Source organism: Gordonia sp. CPCC 205333, from assembly GCF_048537885.1.
Lineage (GTDB): Bacteria > Actinomycetota > Actinomycetes > Mycobacteriales > Mycobacteriaceae > Gordonia.
On sequence record NZ_JBCLVI010000001.1, the window covers coordinates 595,197 to 613,762 of the forward strand.

19 protein-coding genes are annotated in these 18,566 nt (G+C 61.6%); 13 read left to right on the forward strand and 6 right to left on the reverse strand.

Annotated elements, in window-relative coordinates:
- Nucleotides 1-40 precede the first annotated feature (40 nt).
- The 3 genes from AAFP29_RS02815 to AAFP29_RS02825 form a co-directional block, all read right to left on the reverse strand.
- Nucleotides 41-547 carry a hypothetical protein gene (locus AAFP29_RS02815; RefSeq protein ID WP_419215783.1) on the reverse strand — a complete coding sequence of 169 codons (507 nt, stop codon included), beginning with the start codon at nt 545-547 and terminating at the stop codon, nt 41-43.
- Nucleotides 548-654: 107 nt separating this feature from the next.
- A complete protein-coding gene (locus AAFP29_RS02820; protein WP_419215784.1) occupies nt 655-1,275 on the reverse strand; it encodes a maleylpyruvate isomerase family mycothiol-dependent enzyme in 621 nt (206 codons plus the stop codon).
- A gap of 24 nt (nt 1,276-1,299) precedes the next feature.
- On the reverse strand, nt 1,300-1,848 hold the full coding sequence (locus AAFP29_RS02825) for a DUF4334 domain-containing protein (RefSeq protein ID WP_419215785.1): 549 nt from the start codon (nt 1,846-1,848) through the stop codon (nt 1,300-1,302).
- 128 nt (nt 1,849-1,976) lie between these two features.
- Here AAFP29_RS02825 and AAFP29_RS02830 point away from each other — a divergent pair, with 128 nt between their 5' ends.
- Nucleotides 1,977-2,822, forward strand: a complete 846-nt coding sequence (locus AAFP29_RS02830; protein ID WP_419215786.1) for a DMT family transporter — start codon at nt 1,977-1,979, stop codon at nt 2,820-2,822.
- Nucleotides 2,823-2,865: 43 nt separating this feature from the next.
- Here the strand turns inward: AAFP29_RS02830 and AAFP29_RS02835 are convergent, their stop codons facing one another.
- Genes AAFP29_RS02835 through AAFP29_RS02845 form a run of 3 tightly spaced genes read right to left on the reverse strand, consistent with a single transcriptional unit; the run spans nt 2,866 to nt 6,778 of the window.
- Nucleotides 2,866-4,422, reverse strand: coding sequence for an AMP-binding protein (locus tag AAFP29_RS02835; protein ID WP_419215787.1), 1,557 nt, complete (start codon nt 4,420-4,422; stop codon nt 2,866-2,868).
- 1 nt (nt 4,423) lies between these two features.
- Nucleotides 4,424-5,536: an acyl-CoA dehydrogenase family protein gene (locus AAFP29_RS02840; RefSeq protein WP_419215788.1), complete on the reverse strand. Its 1,113-nt coding sequence runs from the start codon at nt 5,534-5,536 to the stop codon at nt 4,424-4,426.
- A 39-nt stretch (nt 5,537-5,575) separates the two neighbouring features.
- Nucleotides 5,576-6,778 (reverse strand): acyl-CoA dehydrogenase family protein, encoded by a 1,203-nt coding sequence (locus tag AAFP29_RS02845; RefSeq protein ID WP_419215789.1) that lies wholly within the window; start codon nt 6,776-6,778, stop codon nt 5,576-5,578.
- Nucleotides 6,779-6,883: 105 nt separating this feature from the next.
- Here AAFP29_RS02845 and AAFP29_RS02850 point away from each other — a divergent pair, with 105 nt between their 5' ends.
- The 12 genes from AAFP29_RS02850 to AAFP29_RS02905 all read left to right on the forward strand — a co-directional run bounded on the left by AAFP29_RS02850 (nt 6,884) and on the right by AAFP29_RS02905 (nt 18,566).
- Nucleotides 6,884-7,075: a ferredoxin gene (locus AAFP29_RS02850; RefSeq protein WP_419215790.1), complete on the forward strand. Its 192-nt coding sequence runs from the start codon at nt 6,884-6,886 to the stop codon at nt 7,073-7,075.
- A 112-nt stretch (nt 7,076-7,187) separates the two neighbouring features.
- A complete protein-coding gene (locus AAFP29_RS02855) occupies nt 7,188-8,078 on the forward strand; it encodes a 3-oxoacyl-ACP reductase (protein WP_419215791.1) in 891 nt (296 codons plus the stop codon).
- Nucleotides 8,079-8,135: 57 nt separating this feature from the next.
- Nucleotides 8,136-8,900, forward strand: a complete 765-nt coding sequence (locus AAFP29_RS02860) for an MlaE family ABC transporter permease (RefSeq protein WP_419215792.1) — start codon at nt 8,136-8,138, stop codon at nt 8,898-8,900.
- A 1-nt stretch (nt 8,901) separates the two neighbouring features.
- On the forward strand, nt 8,902-9,753 hold the full coding sequence (locus AAFP29_RS02865; RefSeq protein ID WP_419215793.1) for an MlaE family ABC transporter permease: 852 nt from the start codon (nt 8,902-8,904) through the stop codon (nt 9,751-9,753).
- 3 nt (nt 9,754-9,756) lie between these two features.
- The gene (locus tag AAFP29_RS02870) at nt 9,757-10,935 is read left to right on the forward strand and encodes an MCE family protein (protein WP_419215794.1); all 1,179 of its coding nucleotides are present in this window, start codon (nt 9,757-9,759) and stop codon (nt 10,933-10,935) included.
- On the forward strand, nt 10,928-11,983 hold the full coding sequence (locus tag AAFP29_RS02875) for an MCE family protein (RefSeq protein WP_419215795.1): 1,056 nt from the start codon (nt 10,928-10,930) through the stop codon (nt 11,981-11,983). The genes AAFP29_RS02870 and AAFP29_RS02875 overlap by 8 nt, the downstream gene beginning before the upstream one ends.
- Nucleotides 11,980-13,248: an MCE family protein gene (locus AAFP29_RS02880; protein ID WP_419215796.1), complete on the forward strand. Its 1,269-nt coding sequence runs from the start codon at nt 11,980-11,982 to the stop codon at nt 13,246-13,248. Before AAFP29_RS02875 ends, AAFP29_RS02880 begins: the two co-directional genes overlap by 4 nt.
- A gap of 2 nt (nt 13,249-13,250) precedes the next feature.
- The gene (locus tag AAFP29_RS02885) at nt 13,251-14,510 is read left to right on the forward strand and encodes an MCE family protein (RefSeq protein ID WP_419215797.1); all 1,260 of its coding nucleotides are present in this window, start codon (nt 13,251-13,253) and stop codon (nt 14,508-14,510) included.
- A complete protein-coding gene (locus AAFP29_RS02890) occupies nt 14,510-15,706 on the forward strand; it encodes an MlaD family protein (protein ID WP_419215798.1) in 1,197 nt (398 codons plus the stop codon). Before AAFP29_RS02885 ends, AAFP29_RS02890 begins: the two co-directional genes overlap by 1 nt.
- Nucleotides 15,707-15,709: 3 nt before the next feature.
- Nucleotides 15,710-17,203, forward strand: a complete 1,494-nt coding sequence (locus tag AAFP29_RS02895) for an MCE family protein (RefSeq protein WP_419215799.1) — start codon at nt 15,710-15,712, stop codon at nt 17,201-17,203.
- Nucleotides 17,173-17,946 (forward strand): hypothetical protein, encoded by a 774-nt coding sequence (locus AAFP29_RS02900; RefSeq protein ID WP_419215800.1) that lies wholly within the window; start codon nt 17,173-17,175, stop codon nt 17,944-17,946. The genes AAFP29_RS02895 and AAFP29_RS02900 overlap by 31 nt, the downstream gene beginning before the upstream one ends.
- A complete protein-coding gene (locus tag AAFP29_RS02905) occupies nt 17,946-18,566 on the forward strand; it encodes a hypothetical protein (protein WP_419215801.1) in 621 nt (206 codons plus the stop codon). The genes AAFP29_RS02900 and AAFP29_RS02905 overlap by 1 nt, the downstream gene beginning before the upstream one ends.

Genomic DNA, 18,566 nt, shown 5'->3' on the forward strand with positions numbered 1-18,566 from the left:
ATCTCAGCGGGACGAGAATTCGGGTTGAGCTCCAGCGTGGTCAGTGCCGTTTGCGATAGTCGATCTTCGGCGGGCCCGGCGGCTGCTGCGGATCAGGTTGCGGCGGTGGTTGATTTGTGACCGGCTGCTGCGGCGGGTAGATCGGTTGATATGAGGCCGGGCGGGGATATGTCGGCTGCGGAGGTACCGGTGGAGTGATCACCGGCCATGGATTCTGCTGCGGGGGCGCGGGGTTGGCTCGCCGACTCGCGCCTCTCGCGTCCGAGAAGAAGGCGAGACTTCCGCCCGCCAGCACAACGCCGATACCCAAGAGAATCCAGCCGCCCTTATGTGAGCTGCTCTCATTCTCGGCGGCTTGCTCGGCACCCGTACGCTCGACGCCATCGGTAACGCAGACGTAGTCTTCGGTGATCGTCCGACCGTTGCATTCGGGCTTTCCTTTGGCCGAGATCGAGACGATACCGCCGATGATCATGCCGACACCCATTAGGCCGACGAACAGACCCCACAGTATGTTCTTAACGCGGTTTCCCGTCTGTCCTGCCATTGCGCCTCCACGATCACACTGCCGACGTTCAGATGCCTCCGTCAGTTCAGCGTTACCGGGATGATTCTGTCCAACTCGTGTCTGTTGATTGGACGACACTCCGCCGGCTAGACGACGCTGAATCCGGCTGGCAACGGCTCGCGGCCGGTTAGTGCAAGTAGCACTCGTTCGGCCTGATCGGATGACGCCGCGATCGCGGCGGCCAATCGAGTCATGTCGGCGATGGCGTCCGGCGGGAGAGCGTGCGAGGTGCCAATGGCGCTGCTCAGGTCGAGTGTATGTACGACCAGTTCGAAGACACGCGTACGCAGGTATTCCGGCAGCGGCATCGTCAGTCCGAAGATCACCTCGACCCGACGTTGCGCCGGCTGGGCAGCCAAGACTGTCGTGACTTCGCTGATCTTGGCCGCGATCGCCGAGGTCGGATCGCCGCCGAGAGCGACGCCGGCCGCGATCGCGCGGGCATCGATGGCTGACGTATCGCTGCCTGGTCCTAGCGGGCCGTCGTCGGCGGTCAGCGTCAGGTAGTAGTCCTGCGCCGTCGGGGTATTGATGTCTTCTGGCTCAGGGTGGGCGGCATAGGCGATCACGGTGTCGAATGACCGGCCGGTATGTCCGACGAGCGTGCGAATCGACCAGGTGCCCAGTGCGGGATCGTCCCAGCGGTCGGCCCCGACGGCGGCCACCAACTCGGCGAAGGCGTATGCGCAGCGTAGATAGGTGGACATGTCTCCGATGCTAGGACCCGACGGTCAGTCGCGTTCGAGATAGAAGAAGTATGGGTGCGCCGAGCCGCGCAGATCCATCGCGCCGAGCAGGATGTCGGTGTCAAGCCAGCGGAAATGATCGATGATTGGCAGATCGTCGTAAACCATTGCGGCGCTTGGTTTTGCGGGGCCGTCGCCAGCCTGGAATTCGACGACGCGCAAGCGTGCGCGGTGCCGGCGGGTTTTGGCGGCCTTGATGCCGGTGGACAACCCGGGGACCTTCCGCTTGGGAAGTTTCGGGCCGAGTGTGTTCAGCAACCCGATCGGCACCAGTTTGGGATTCACCGGGAATAGTGAGCCGCGCTCGCCGAAGAGCAGGGGATGAACGCGATCGGCGTCGTCAAAACGCTTGCCGTACCACCCGGAGATCGTCAGCAGGCCGTCCATCGGGTGGTCGGTGGGCACTTCGCCGCCATGCCACGTGGCCCCGACGACGTCGGGAACGGCTACCGCGGGCAGTGAGTCGAAAAGCGTCGCGGCGTCCGTGGTGGACACGCCGGATGTGAGTTGGTGCAGGGTCACTACGGAGTTCATTGTCGCCCTCGTCTGGAATCGAAATGGTTGGTAGTGCGTCGGCGTCGGCCCTTTGACACAAAAATAGCGATGCGTTTCAGCGGTTGCAACTTGGGCGATGCTCAGCATTAAGTGGCTAACCTGGCACAGTGCATCTGTTTCTGCCCGCGGCACTGGCCGTCGCCTCGGCTTTGCTGGTGGCGATCGGCACGCTGGTGCGCCAGCGGGCGTCGACCGCGCGTGGCGGAATCACTCGGCGCTGGTGGCTCGGTGTACTGATTGCGGCGTTCGGTTTCGGGCTCCAAGCTGCGGCTCTGGGGCTCGGATCGCTGATGTTGGTACAACCATTGATCGTCTTATCGGTGCTGTTCGCGCTGCCGATGGAGGCGCATCTGGACCATCGGCGTCTTACGGTGCACGAGTGGAAGTGGGGTCTGACGCTTACGCTGTGCATCGCGGCCTTCGTGCTCATCACGCGGCCAAGTCCCGGTCAGCACCAGGCAAGTGCGGGTGTCCTCGCGACCGTCATCGCACTGCTGGTGGTGCTCTTGGGTGCGCTGGTGATCACCACCCGATTCGTATCGCTGCATTACCGAGCGCTGCTGTTCGGTGCCGCGTCGGGTGTGTTGACCGGTGTGCAGTCGTTCCTCGTCAAAGGGCTGATGGAGCAGTTGGGTGAAGGTTTCTTCACCATTTTCACGCACCCGGAGATCTACCTAATTGTTTTGGTTGCCACCGGATCGGTGGTGGCTCAGCAGATGGCGTTCGCCGCGCATGACTTGCAGACCTCGTTCCCGGCGATGACGGTGATGGAGCCGGCGGTCGCGATGATCCTGGGCGTGCTGCTGCTGGGCGAGCGTGCGCAAGTCGGTGTGGTCGAAGGGATCTTCGTCGTGCTGGTCTTGTTGCTGATGTTCTACGCGACGGTAGTGCTGGCGAAACACGCGGCCGAACGCGAGGTGGAATACGAAGTGGAGCACGCGGTTTCACAGTAAGACCGGCGAAGAATCCCTCGACCTTGCGGAATGCTGCGCCGACTCAACCAGTCGCCGACGCCGCCTCGAATCGTCCGCCAACGCGCACCCAATCCGGTGGCGCCGGGTCGGTCCGCAATAACCTTTTGACCGTCTTGAACGTGGCGGTCTGCGGCAACTCACTGACCACCCGCACCCGCGTTGGCCACTGTTTGGGGCCTAGATCGCTTTGCCGGGAAAGGAATTCGTCCAGCTCGCCCGGCGTCAGATGTGGCGCTACCAGTACAGCCCACAGGTCATCGCCGATGTCGGTCGGCACACCGTACACCGCGGCGAGTGCGATCCCAGGGTGCCGCAACAGAATTTGCTCGACGAGCGCGGTGCCGATGTTCTCGCCGTCGATACGCGCCCAGTCGCCGACGCGGCCCGCGAAATGGATATAGCCATCGTCGTCGACCCAGCCGAGGTCGCCAGTGCGATAGATCCCGCCGCGCAGTCGTTCGTCGGTCGCGTCAGCGTCGCCGTAATAGCCGTCGAAAAGTCCGGCACCCGAGGTGTTGACGATCTCGCCGATCTGGCCGATCGGCACCGGCACTGAGGTATCGGGTTCCACTACAACGACGTTGGCTGGTAGTGGCCCGAGTGCATCGGGTGGGGTGTCGACGGTTCGGGTGATCGACACACCCCCCTCGGTGGAGCCGAATCCGTCGACGACGACGCAGCCGAAGCGCTCGGCGAACGCGGCGCGATCAGTTGCCGCTGCCTCATTGCCGTAGACCACCCGCAACGACGTCGCGGCGTCATCGGGACGTGGTGGCACGGCGAGGATGTAGTGCAGCGGTTTGCCGACGTAGTTCGCGTAGGAGATTCGGTACCGATGGAGATCCGAGATGAAACCTCGAGCCGAAAAGCTGCGGCGCAGCGTAATTGACGCGCTGCCGGCGACCGCGACCGACCAGCCGGCGATCGTCGCGTTTGAGTGGAACAGGGGCATCGACAGATAGACGACGTCATCGGCGCCGATGCCAAAACGCTCGGCCAGCATCAGGCCGGCGCCGGCGAATTTGCGTTGACTGCAGCGCACTGCCTTGGGGTCGCCGCTGGTGCCCGATGTGAAGATCAGCATCAATAGATCGTCTGGCTGATGGTCGATGATGCTGACCGGGGAGCCGGTGTGTGGCGCCAGCAGTGTCGCCCACTGCGGGTTGTCTATATTGAGGATCGTTGCTGGACAACCGATCCCATCTATCAGCGGCGCGGTGTCATTGCAGACTACGACGATCTGACAGTCGGCGACGGCGATATCGCGTGCCAGTGCCGCTCCGCGGCGTGTTGTGTTCAGGCCCACCAGCACGACGTGGGAGATCGCCGCCGCCGACAGTAAGTAGCTGAATTCCGGCACATTGCCCAGCAGCACGCCGACATGCGGTGGTCGCTCGCGGTCGAGCAACCCGTCCAACGCTCGCGCACGCTGCATGCCGAGCGCCAAATGTGAACGCCACGAGACGAATTCGTCTTCGAAGTAGAGTCCGCGGTCGTCGATGTCGACGAGCGCGGCGAGTAGCCCGCTGAGCGTGCGCGCGTCGGTGACCGACGAGGTGCCGCGCTCGTTGTCTGTCATGTCAGGCCGGTTCGGCCGCGAGCGCCGCCCCGATACTCGCCAGCGTCGCAGGCAATGAGCCCAGACTGAATTCATTGTGCTTGGCGCGCAGGAAGTATCGATGTACCGGATGGCTGGTGTCCAGTCCGACGCCGCCGTGTACGTGTACCGCGGTGTGTGAGACGCGGTGTCCCGACTGCGCGGCCCAGTACTTCGCCGTTGATACCGCGAGCGAGGATAGATCGCCGTTAGCCAGCAGCCAGCCGGCCTGCGTGGTGGTCAACTTGAGCCCCTGAACGTCGATATAGCCATCGGCAAGACGCTGTGCGACAGCCTGATTGGCTCCGATCGGCTTGCCGAACTGCTCTCGTTCGGCGGCATAGGCCGCAGTCAGTTCCAGCGCGCGTTCCAAGATGCCGGACTGTTCGGCGCATGCGGCGAGGGCGGCGCGGTCGAGGAGTGCCGAAACGGCGGTGCTCCCGCCGGACAGCACGGCGTCGTCGGCGATTGTTACCGAGTCGAAGTCGACCTGCTCAGTCGGGATCAGTCCGGTCGATGGGGTGGCGGCGATTCGCACCCCGTCAGCATCGGCCGGAACCAGTACGACGACCGAGCCGTCAGGGCCGGCCGCGGTGACCAGCAATGCATCGGCCGCCGTCGCGAATGCGACGATCACCTTGGTGCCGTTAAGTTTCCACAACTTTCCGTCCCGGTGCAGGGTGGTCGCCGGTGCCGTTGGGTCATACCCCAAGTCCTCGTCGATCGCGACGGTGAGGACGCCGAGCCCGGCGGCGCCGCGTTCGAGCCATTCGCCACGCAGCGACTTGGAGCCGAAGGCGGCGAGCGTCGGAAGAGCGGCGATCGAGTGCTGGCCGTATGGCACCAGTGCCAACGCGCGGCCCAACTGTTCAGCCACGGCGATCGTGTCCAGGACGGTCAGCCCGCCGCCGGTAGCCTTCTCCGGGAGTTCGAGGCCGAGTAATCCGGCCTGGGAGAGTTCGCGCCAGAGGTCGACGTCGAGCCGTGCGCCAGCGGCTTCCAGCTCCGCCACCTTGTCCGGTGCGGATAGTTTCGCGGCGATGTCGGCGGCCAGGCCGGCGACCTCGGCAGTTGTTTCATCAGGAGTGAAATCCATTGGTATCGATGGCCTTTCGGGCTTGCGGGAGGTGGCGGGTCAGCGTCGCTGATGCGGCTGACCGAGGGCGAGCATCGCGATGATGTCGCGCTGCACCTCGTTGGTTCCGCCGCCGAAAGTGAGGATCAGGGAGGAGCGCTGGAATCGCTCGAGGCGCCCGAGCAGATGTGCGCCACTGCTGCCCTGGCGGAGAGTGGCCGCTGGGCCGAGGATCTGCATTAGCAATCGGTATGCCTCCGGCGCGAATTCGGTGCCGTAGACCTTGGTGGCCGAAGCGTCGGCCGGACTCGGTGCACCGCCCGACGAGGCGGCCGAGGCGATCTTCCAGTTGACCAACTTCAAGAACTCGACGCCGGCGTGCACCTGTGCGAGATTCGACTGCACCCAGGGCGCGTCGATCACCGGAGAACCAGCGGAAGTCTTTGTGTTCTGCGCCCATTCGATGGTCTCACGCAACGCGTGTTGAATCGGTGCGGCGCTGCACAATGCGACCCGCTCGTTGTTGAGCTGATTGGTGACCAGCGGCCAACCTTTGCCCAGCTCGCCGACTAAGGCCGACGTCGGTACCCGGACGTCGGAGTAGTAGGTTGCGCTGGTGTCGACGCCGGCCATCGTGTGCACCGGGGTGTAGCTGAACCCCTCGGCGGTGGTCGGCACGATGAGCATCGAAATGCCTTTGTGCTTGCGGCCGTTGGGTTCAAGACCGCTGGGGTCGGTGCGGCACGCGAGCCATATGTAGTCGGCGTACGGGATCAGTGACGTCCACATTTTTTGGCCGTTGATGACGAAGTCGTCGCCGTCGCGGACCGCGCTCGTACGCAGCGACGCCAGGTCGGTACCCGCGCCCGGCTCGGAGTAGCCGATGGAGAAGTGCAGGTCACCCGACGCGATCTTCGGCAGGAAGAATGCCTTCTGCTCGTCGGTGCCGTAATGCATGATGGTCGGCGCAACGGAGTTGATCGTCAGGAAGGGTACCGGCGCGCCCGCGATCGCCGCTTCGTCGGTGAAGATCAGCTGATCCATCATCGACCGGTTCTGGCCGCCGAATTCTTCGGGCCAGCCGAGTGCGAGCCAGCCGTCGGTGCCCATCTGCTTGACGACGTCGCGGTATGCGGTGCCTTCGCCGATCTCACCGGATGTCGAGGTGAGGGCGGCGCGGCGTTCGGGCGTCATGAGTTTCGCGAAATACGCACGGAGCTCGCGCCGCAACTCGGCTTGTTGGTCGGTGTAGGCGATGCGCATCAGAACTCCATAACGGGCGGTGTGTGTCCTATAATCTGTAACACGTTCTAACCCGAAAGCGGCGGCTGCGTCAACAGGCGCCGACGATCAGTAGGAGTGTGTGAGATGCGAATCAAGGCCGACTTCGATCTATGCGAGTCGAATGCCATCTGCGTGGGGATGGCGCCCGACGTTTTCGATCTGGATGACGACGACTACCTGGTCATTTTGCAAGAGGACGTGCCCGCCGAACGAGTCGAAGAACTGCGTCAGGTGGTGGCGAGCTGCCCCAAGTCGGCGCTCAGTCTGGACGAATGAACCATTTACTCGGAAATGATTGCCGATTCGGCCGTTCCCTGTATGGTACTGCAACAGGTTCTAGTTTTGGGGGAACGCAAAACTTGTCAGCAGTGCTTGGAAGGTTGAATCAGTGGTTGCTTCACTTGAAGGCCGCATCGCGGTAGTCACCGGCGCGGGTGCCGGACTCGGTCGAGCGGAGGCGATCGGCTTGGCGTCGCAGGGTGCCAAGGTCGTCGTCAACGATCTTGCCGACGCGCTGGACGCCACTGACGTCTTCGACGTTATCGAGGCAGCCGGGGGCACCGCGATTCCATTGGCCGGCGACATCTCCGCGTCGCAGACCGCGACTGAAATCATGCGAGCAGCGACCGAGACGCTCGGCGGACTCGACATCGTCGTGAACAACGCCGGAGTCATCCGCGACAAAATCCTCTTCAATATGTCCGACGATGACTGGGATCTGGTGATCCGAGTTCATCTGCGCGGCCATTTTCTGCTCAACCGCAATGCCGGTGCCTACTGGCGGGCGAAGTCCAAGGAGGCAGGCGCGCCGGTGTACGGGCGTCTGATCAACACCTCGTCAGAGGCGGGGCTACTCGGTGGAGCCGGCCAGCCCAACTATGCGGCAGCCAAAGCCGGTATTACCGCACTCACGCTGTCGGCGTCACGCGCACTGGACCGGTTTGGGGTGCGGTCCAATGCGATCTGCCCACGCGCTCGCACCGCGATGACCGAGAATGTTTTCGCCGACGCCCCGATCGACGGCGTCGATCCACTCTCGCCTGAACACGTCGTTGAGCTTGTCAAATACCTGGCCGGCCCCGATTCGGACCGGATCAACGGTCAGGTGTTCATCGTGTACGGTCCGAAGGTCACTTTGATGGCGGCACCGCAAGCAGCCCATGTGTTCAATGCCGACTGTGACTCCTGGCGTACTGGAGAACTCAGCGGATCGCTCACCAGCTATTTTGCTGATCGTGATCCGTCGATGTCGTTCTCCGCAAGTGCGCTCATGAACTAAGACATATGACTGTTTCGGGCATGGTAGGTTCGCCACAGCCGCGCGTTAGGAGTGCAGGTGATTCGCAAGCTCGCGACGCCGTTTTCGGCGGTCGGTGACTTTGTGTCACTTGGGGTTGAGTCTTCCCGTGAGCTGTTCCGGCCCCCGTTTCAATGGCGGGAAACCGTTGAACAGTCGTGGGCGATTGCCCGCGTCTCGATGGTGCCGACGCTCCTCGTCGCCATTCCGTTCACCGTCCTGGTGAGCTTTACGCTCAATATCCTGCTGCGCGAGATCGGCGCACAGGATCTGTCCGGAGCAGGCGCCGCGCTGGGCACGATCACCCAGATCGGCCCGATTGTGACGGTGTTGATCGTCGCCGGTGCAGGTGCGACGGCAATCTGCGCGGACCTTGGCGCGCGCACGATTCGCGAAGAGATCGACGCACTGAAAGTGCTCGGCATCAACCCGATTCATCGCTTGGTGGTGCCGCGCATAATCGCCTCGACCGGGGTGGCTCTGCTGCTCAATAGCCTCGTCTGCACGATCGGCATCGGTGGCGGCTTCGTGTTCTCGGTCTATCTGCAGGATGTGAACCCCGGTGCGTTTCTGGCAAACCTGACCCTACTGACCGGTCTCGGCGAGTTGATGATCTCAATGGTCAAGGCAGCGTTGTTCGGATTGTTCGCCGGCATGGTCGGCTGTTACCAGGGCTTGAATGTCTCCGGTGGCGCGAAGGGTGTCGGCGACGCCGTCAACGAGACTGTCGTCTACTCATTCATGGCGCTATTCGTCGTCAACGTCGTGGTGACCGCAGTCGGTCTGAAAGCGACGGCGGGCTAATATGGTTCTTCCATTCACCACCCGTTTGCGAGGCGCCCGCGTAGCTGTGAAGAACGTCGGCGAAGACTGGAATCATATCGGGGACCAGGCGCTGTTCTATTGGGACAGCATTGTGTCGATCCCCAAGGCGTTGCGGCTGTACAAGAAAGAAACACTGCGCCTGATCGCCGAAATCTCGATGGGTACCGGCGCACTCGCGATGATCGGTGGCACGGTCGTCGTGGTTGGCTTTTTGACGCTGTTCACCGGCGGCACGATCGCGGTACAGGGCTACAACTCATTGGCCAATATCGGCGTCGAGGCACTGACCGGATTCTTCTCGGCATTCATCAACGTGCGTATCGCCGTTCCCGTGATCGCCGGTATCGCCCTCGCGGCGACGATCGGAGCCGGGGCGACGGCACAGTTGGGTGCGATGCGAGTCAGTGAGGAGATCGACGCCCTCGAAGTCATGGCCATCTCGTCGATTCCCTACCTCGTCAGCACTCGAATCATCGCCGGACTCGTCGCGATCATCCCGCTCTACGCACTGGCATCATTGGCGTCGTTCGTCGCCAGCCGATTTGCCACCGTCTTTCTCTACGGACAGTCGCCTGGCGTCTACGACCATTACTTCAACACCTTCCTGATCCCCTCCGACATCATGTGGTCGTTCGTGCAGGCCATCTGCATGGCTGTGGCCGTGATGCTCATTCACACCTACTACGGCTTCAACACCTCCGGCGGACCGGTCGGCGTCGGCATTGCGGTGGGCAACGCGGTGCGGGCATCGCTGGTCGTGGTCGTTGTCATCACCCTGTTGACCTCGCTCGCCATCTATGGCGCAGACGGCAAATTCAACCTGGCGGGCTGAGCGATGTCACGTAAACAGGAGCGCAGCAACGGCGTTCGCAAACTCGCCGCGGCCGGCATGGTGATCGGACTCGTCGCGTTGATCGCCGCAGCCAGTATCCAGTTCCTCGGTGGATTCAAATCGACCAAACCGGTGACCGTCGTCGCGCCGCGCGCCGGCCTGGTGATGAACCCCGATGCGAAAGTGAAGCTGCGCGGAGTGGAGGTCGGGCGCGTCAACTCCATCGAACAACGCGACGGACATGCCGTTCTGACGCTCGATATCGCGTCGGACCAATTGCATATGATTCCCGCGAACGTCACCGCAGATATCAAGTCCAACACCATCTTTGGTGCCAAAGCGGTCAACTTCGACGTCCCTGCGAGCGGCCCGGTTGGAACGCTGAGCGCTGGCGCGGTCATCGACGCCGACCACGTGGTGGTGGAACTCAACACCGTCTATCAGAAACTCGTGTCGGTGCTGGCGAAGCTGCAGCCGGAGAAACTCAACGCCACCATCGGAGCGCTGAATACCGCGCTCGATGGCAACGGTGACAATATCGGTCAAGGTCTGGCCGGCCTGTCGACATTGCTGGCGAAGACCAACCCGCATCTGACCGAACTCAACGAGTTGTTCGAGCAGGCGGCGTCGGCGACCAATGTCTACGCCGATGTGATGCCCGATCTGTTGCGCACCGTCGACAATACGATCTTCCTCGGCAATACGCTGGTGGACAACACCTCGAATCTCGATGCGCTGCTGGTGAATACGACCGGCATGGCGAATACGATCGACGGCATCCTCGCGCCGCGCCGCACGCAGATCATCAGGATGCTGAGCAATCTGAATCCGACGGCGACGCTGCTGGGTTACCAGGCTCCGGGGTTGCGATGTTTCATTACCGCGACCGCGGCTGCCGGGCAGATGGCTGCGCCGATCTTCGGCCTCAACGACGGACAGCTCAAACTCAATGCCGGCCTGCTACCTGGCAAGGAACCGTATCGGTATCCGTACAACCTTCCCGAGAACAATGCCGATGGACCGCCGACTTGTGAAGGGGGACTGAGTAATCCGCGGCCGAAAAAGAAGGCCGACTTCTACGTGAGCGATAACGCGCCGCAGCCCTATCAGCCGCGTACCACGCCAAAGTTCAATTCCAAGAAGGTCTTTCAGTTGTTGTTTGGAGCACCGCCCCGTGGATAGTAGAGCCCGCGCGTTCCGCGCGACCCTGATCAAACTGGGCATCTTCGCAATCACGATGGTCCTGGTATTCGTGGCGCTGGTCGTGGTCTTCAGTCGGTACCGTCCGGGCAGTTCCAACGACTACTCGGCGATGTTCACCAGTGCGTCGTCGATGAAGACCGGCGCCAAGGTGAAGATCGCGGGCGTCGAGGTCGGTGCGGTATCGGGGATCGAACTCACCCGGTCCTCGGAGGCCAAAGTCGACTTCAGCGTGGATGAGGACTACCCGCTGCCGTCGAGCGTGCGGGCGCTGATCCGGTATGAGAACCTCACCGGAGACCGGTACGTCGAGCTGCAACGCGGTGTCGGCGAGGTTAATTCGACGATCAGTCCGGGCAGCCAGATCCCGATCTCACAGACCGAGCCGGCCCTCGACCTCGACAAGCTGCTCGGCGGGTTCAAACCGCTGTTTCGCACTCTCAACCCGGCTGAGGTCAACGAGCTCTCCGAATCCCTGATCCAAGTGTTCCAGGGGCAGGGTCCCGCGCTGACTCAACTATTGAAGTCGACCTCGCAGTTCACCAACAGTCTCGCCGACCGGGATCAACTGATCGGCCAGGTGATCGACAATCTGAACAAGACCCTCGGCACCCTCGACGCCGACCAACAGGGCTTCTCCACCGATCTCGACCGGCTGCATCAACTCGTCGACGGACTCGCGGCGGATCGAATGACGATTGGGCAATCGCTCTCGTCGACGTCGGCGCTCACCAACGACTTGGCGGGCTTGCTCACTGACACGCGTCCGCAGTTGCAGTCGTTGGTTACCGATACCGGCAGACTCGCCGACGAGATGAACAAGGGTGAGGGTTACGTTCGGGAAGTGTTGCCGCGCTTGCCAAATGACTTCAAGATGCTGTCGAATCTCGGTTCCTACGGAGCGTGGCTGCAAATCTGGCTGTGCAAGCAACGCCTGCTTTTCACCGGACCGGGCAACACGCAGATCTCGGTGGTGACTCTCGACGCGACGAAGAACTCTCGACCGGGAAACAGGTGTGACAACACATGAGTGTCCCTTTCGGTGGTGTGTTCAAGAATCGGCGGAGTACGTCCGGTGATGCTGATGCGGCACGTGACGACAAGCGCGGCGTGCGCAGTCGCGCGGCGGCCGGTGTTATCGGTTTCGTGGTGACCGCGATGGTGGTGGTCGTCGCATTGCAAATGGACAAGTTGCCCTATCTGTCGCCGATCAGTACCTACAGCGCGTATTTCGATGACGCCGGCGGCCTGGTCCCCGGCGACGTCGTGGTGGTGTCCGGTGTCAATGTCGGTTCGGTAGAGAAGATCTCGCTCGCGTCGACCGACAAGGGCACCAAAGCACGGGTCAATTTCCGTACCGCCGACAACGTGCTATTCGGCATCGATACGCAGGCTGCGATCAAGACCGAAACGGTTCTGGGACGACGCAACCTGACGCTGATCTCGCATGGCCCCGACCGGATCAAGCCGGGCGGCGAGATCCCCAACGAGAACACGGTGTCGCCGTATTCGCTGTCCGATGCCCTCGAAGGCGCGACCGATACCTTGTCGGAAACCAACGTCGATCAGCTCAACGAGGCGCTGCGAACGATGACTAACGCCTTCTCGCAGACGCCGTCGTCGGTGCGTGGTGCCGTTGACGGCGTCTCCAGGGTGTCCAAGGCCATCGCCGATCGAGACAACTCGCTGCGCGAACTGCTCGCCAAGGCCAATCGGGTGTCGAAAATCCTCGGTGATCGCAGCGAAAAGATCAATGATCTTCTGCTCGATGCCAATTCCCTGTTCGGCGAGTTGCAGATGCGCCAGCAAGCGATCGGCTTGCTAATCACCGGAACGCGCGACGTCGCCGCACAGATCAGTGGGTTCATCAAGGATAACAACGCGCAACTCAAACCGGTGCTGCTGAAGTTGAACCGAGTGCTCAACGTACTCAACGACAATCAGAAAGTGCTCGGCGAGGCCATCGACCAACTCGGGCCGTATGCGAATACCCTGGGCGAGGCCGTTGCCTCGGGGCCATACTTCTCCTCGCTGGTCGGCATCCCAACCTTCGGCGACTACACCGCGGTCTTCATGAAGATTCTGCGGCAGAAGTACCCCGAGATTTGGCAGGCCTACAGCTACACCAACATTCTCAATCCGGAGAACTATTCGCTGGTCCCCGGATACGACGAGAACAAACCCAAACCGAAGCCGACCGTGCCGTACCCGACCGCCGGTCCGCCACAGACGACTAAGCCGCGAACGTCCTACCCGCCGCTGACGACGACGACCAAGCCGAGAGCAGGAGGGTGACGATGGCTATCAGTAAGAAGACGTGGTTGGTGATCGTCGCCGTCGTGGTGATTGTCGCCCTCCTATTCGCCGGCTACTTCGGATACAAGGCGGCGACCAAGAACAAGGTCACCGCGTATTTTGCCAGCGTCACAGGCCTCTACAACGGCGATCCGGTCCGCGTCGTCGGAGTCAACGTCGGGCGGGTCACGTCCATCTCGCCGCAACCTAGCGCGGTCAAGGTGACGATGGAACTCGACAAGGACGTCAAGATTCCGGCGGACGCGAAAGCGGTCATCGTCGCGCAGAGTTTGGTGTCCGGAAGGTTCATTCAGCTCACCCCGGTTTACACCGAGGGCGCGACATTGGTTGGCGGCGCGGACATTCCGATGGAACGCACTGCCGTGCCGATGGAGTGGGACGACGTCAAGAAGCAATTGACCCGGCTCACCGACGCCGTCGGTCCCAAGGGGACCGACCCAGGCACACTGTCGGACGCCGTCGATATTGGCTACCAGAACCTGGCGGGCAACGGCAAGGCCATCAATTCGTCGATCAAAGAACTCTCCGACGTGATGGGAACGCTGTCGTCGGGTCGCGGTGATCTGTTCGCCACCATCCGAAGTCTGCAGAAACTCACCGATTCGCTGTCCACGAGCCACGAACAGTTGATGCAATTCAACGGTCGGATAGCTTCTGTCAGTTCGGTATTGGCGAATAACACGACCGCACTCAACGGCGCCCTGCACAACTTGGACAGTGCGCTGACCGACATCAAGTCGTTCATCGACACCAACGGCTCTACGCTCTCGGATTCGATCCGTCGTCTGTCGACTGCGACGACCGTTCTGCGCACGAAAGATGAACAGGTACAAGGACTCCTGCACTCCGGGCCGACGCAGTTGGCGAACTTCTACAACATCTACAACCCACTGTTCGGCTCGCTCTCGGGAATCTTCGGTCTTGGCATGGGATCGAATTTGGTCACACTGCTCTGCGGCACCATGCAGGCCAACGATCGTCCCGGTCAAGATCAGAAGGATGTCGAGAAGTGTGTCGACACGATCGCACCGCTGTTCGCGTCATTCACCATGAACTACCCGCCGTTCCTGACCAACCCGGTCACCGGAGTCAACGCGCGACCTAACCAGATCAAGTATCAGAATCCGAGTGTCAAGGCGCGCGCGCAGGCTGACATCCGCCAACTCGACGCGCAGACCCGCAAAGACAACGGCAGCACTCCACTCGGCAATCTCTTGGTGCCCTACGGCGGTGAGAAGTGATGCGCGTATCCCCGAGGTGGCGGCGAACGATTGCCGCGGTTGTGACCGTTGGTGCATTGGCGGTTGGGGCGAGCGCCTGCGGATTTGAAGGACCACAATCGGTTTCGGTCCCAGGTGCCCCAGGTACCGGCGACGGTGCGTACGAGATCTCGGCAATGATCCCCTCAGCGGCGGGACTGGTGACCAACGCGCCGGTCATGCTCGATGACGCAACCGTCGGATCGATCGGTTCAATCAAGGTGAAGGACTGGAACGCCGACGTCGTACTGCGGCTCAACCAGGGCACCCGTATCCCGCGCGGCTCGCAGGTGATGGTCGGCATGACAAGTGTCCTCGGGTCATCCCATCTGGCGATCTTGCAGCCGGAGAATCCGGCGCAGGGCATGATGCGACCCGGCGACGAGATCCCGCTCACCAAATGTCCGGAACAGGAGAATCTGGCGACGCCGGCGAATCCGATCCCGGATATCACTGCGGCACAACAGGTTCAAGCGTGTACTTTCCCGACGACCGAGCAGGTGCTCAGTTCGTTGTCGGTAGTGCTCAACGGAGGCGGCCTGTCCCAGTTCGGCGATGTGGTGCATGAACTGAACGCGGTCTTTGCGGGGCGACAGGACGTGATCGCCAAACTCATTCCTCGCCTCAACACCTTGGTTGGCGATTTAAATGCGCAGCGCGACAACATCATTCGTGCGATGGAAGGGATTGATCGACTCTCGGCCACAATCAACGCGCAGACCCCGACAGTGGAGCGAGCGCTGACCGACGGTCCGCAGATCCTGCAATTGCTGATCGACCAGCGGGTGCAGTTCACCAATACACTTGCGGCAGTGGGCAGATTGTCCAGCACCACCGATTCCATCTTGACAGCCAACGACACCGATCTGCGGGTCATCATCAAGAATCTGGTGCCGGTTGTCGATGAACTGTCGAAGACCGGACCGGCGCTGACTCAGTCCCTTGGCCTGCTGCTGACCTTCCCGTTCTACGAGGCGGCCATCCCCAAGATCGTCAAGGGCGACTACGTGAATTCGGATCTGACCCTGGATTTGACCTTCAAGCGGCTCGGCGGCGGTTTGTTCTCCTCGGTCTTGGCGAGCCGGGTCGTCGGCCCCGAAGGTTTGACCAGCAAGCCGGCCGGCGCGGCCAAACGTGGCTTGAATCCGTTTACTTCGCCCGGACAAGGCGGTCGGTAGCCAATGAAGATAACCAGGTTTGTCCGCTTGCAGCTGACTATTTTCGCGATTGTGACCGTGATTTCGCTGATCGCGATAGCGGTCTTCTATCTTCGGGTCCCGCAGATGGCGGGAATCGGCAAATACGTTGTGACACTTGAATTGCCGAGTTCGGGCGGCCTCTACCAGAACGCAAACGTCAGCTATCGCGGTGTAAATGTCGGCAAGGTTTCGTCGGTAGTGCTCACCGATGGCGGCGTGGCGGCCACGCTGGATATCGAGTCGTCGGCGAAGATTCCGGTTGACTCGCAGGCATCGGTACGCAGTGTGTCGGCGGTCGGTGAGCAATACGTGGAGTTCAGTCCCAGGAATGGCGATGGTGACGGCGCTAAGTTGTACGACGGCTCGGTGGTGAGTTCGCAAGATGTGCCCGTTGAGATTTCGGCGATGCTCGATCAGGCGACCAAGCTGCTGAACCAGGTCGGCGACACCAAACTGCGCGACTTGATGGACGAAGCGTTTACCGCGTTCAACGGGACCGGGGAACAGCTCCAGCGCCTTCTCGACTCGATGGTGCTGCTGGTCGACGACGCCAATAAGAACTCCGATGTGACCATCGATCTGGTTCGTCAGGCCGGCGACATCCTGGCGACGCAAACCGCGACGTCGGACGAGATCCGGTCATGGACGTCGAATGTCACCAAGGTGACCGATCAGTTGCGTGCCAACAAGCCGGAGATCACCGACATCCTCGCCAAGGGGCCCGCGGTCGCGAGTCAGACGCAGCAGCTGTTCGATTCGATGAATCAGTCGGTGCCGTTGCTCGTCAACAATTTGTCGACCGCCGCGCGCACGCTGGCGATCTATCACCCAAACCTGCAGCAGATCGTGGTGATCTACCCGCGACTCATCAATGCGCTGACGACCGTGGTGAACACCGGCGACAGTGATCGGTACGGCGCCAACGTCGATTTTGCCCTGGGCTTCCAAGATCCGGGGACATGTACCGTAGGCTTCCTGCCGTTTACGCAATGGCGTGGTGGCGGCGCACAGACCCCTCGTGACCTGCCGCCCGGTATGCTGTGCCGAGTACCGCAAGACTCCCAGCTCGCGGTGCGCGGTGCACGCAATTTCCCGTGTATGGAATACCCCGGACGACGTGCTCCGTCGCCTGCGGAATGCCGTACCGGATACAAGTCCAAGGGCGAGAACGTCGCCCTGCCGAACGGTCTGCCCTTCGGTCTGAAACTCCCCGGCAATGTGCAGCCGCAGACGACCACGCCGACCCCGGCCAATCGGCCGAGCTCGGCCAACAAACCCACGACAGTGCCGCAGGGCGCGATCGTGCCAGCCAACCCGTCGAGCTACAGCTCAGCGCCGGCGGTGTACGGCACGTCGTACGATCCAAAGACGGGCGACTACATCGGCCCCGACGGCAAGAAATACAACGCGGGTCTTGGCGCCGACTCGCAAGGGAAAGACACCACATGGCAGAGCCTAGTAACAGCGACACCGTAACCGAGACCGGCGACGGGGCAGCGCAGATCACAACGACCTCCGACGAAACCGGAACCGCCGCAACGGAAAAGAGTGTGCCGACAAAGAAGCGCGAAGTGCCGGTGAAAGCATCGCCGTTGCAGAAGTCATTTCTGGAGCGCCGCAAATCGCGCACACAAGCCAAGTCGAACCAGGCCGCTGATAACGACGACCACGGCGATCTGTGGAAAACGCCGACTCATTCGGGTGAGGTGCGACGCTCTGCGGCCAACCGCGACAAGGTAATTCAGATCGGCTCGCGGGTGCTCGCAGGAGTCGTGTTGATCGCGGTCCTCGCGCTGGGCACTCTATTCGGCATTGGCAAGTATCGGGCCGATCAACGTGACGAGTTGCGCGCCGAATACTCGGCCTTCGCCGAGCAAGTGACAGTCAACCTCACCACCTTGACGCCGTCGAATGCCGGCCAGTTGCAGAAGACGCTGCTTGAACAGACCAGCGGGTACGCCAAACAGCAGATGGAACAGGCCGCGGGCCAGACCGTCGAACTGGTCAAACAGGGGAAATTGAACACCAAGACAACGGTTTTGAGTACCGCTGTTACGCGTGCCGAGCCGGACCGAGGGTCGGCGATCATGGTATTCGGCTGGACCTCCAAGCCGGAGAATCCGAATGACGAGTTAGTGGTCGAAACATATCGGTGGCGCGTTGACATGACTCGGATCAATGGCCAGCTCAAGATGACCAACTTCGAGTGGGTGACGTAATGGCGGATCGAAATACGTTGCACCGCGGGAAGATAGCGTGGGCGATCTACGGTGCGGTGCTAGTTGCGGCGATCGCCGTAGCAACAGTTCTCGGTGTCGCGTACTTCTCGGCTCACAGCACCGAGAAGTCGCGAGAGTCGGCGGTGTCGTCGGCAAAGGATTATGCGACAACGATGTTCGGCTACACGCCTAAGAATATCGATGACCATATTCGGCGATCGCAATCGTTCGTGACCGGGGAGGCCGCGAAACAATACAAGCAGTGGACGGTCGATCCCAACTACGGTGACACGGTGCGTAAGGACAACATCGTGTCCTCGGCGGTAGTGCAAGACGCCGGCGTCATCGAGAACACCCGCGATACCGCGAAAGTGCTGATCTTCGTCAATCAGTCTGTGTCGCGCGGCAATAAAGAAGATGTACGGGTCGATCCGAGCCGGGTCACCTTCGATATGGTTCGCACCGACGGGGCCTGGAAGATTCAGAATATCGATGTGCTGACCGATACCACTCTGCGCCAATTGATTTCGAAGGAGACGACGGCGCCGTCGGGCGCAAAACCATTGCCGCCCGCGTCGAGTTCAGTGCCGGCGCCGTCAGTGCCGGTGCCGACCGGTTAG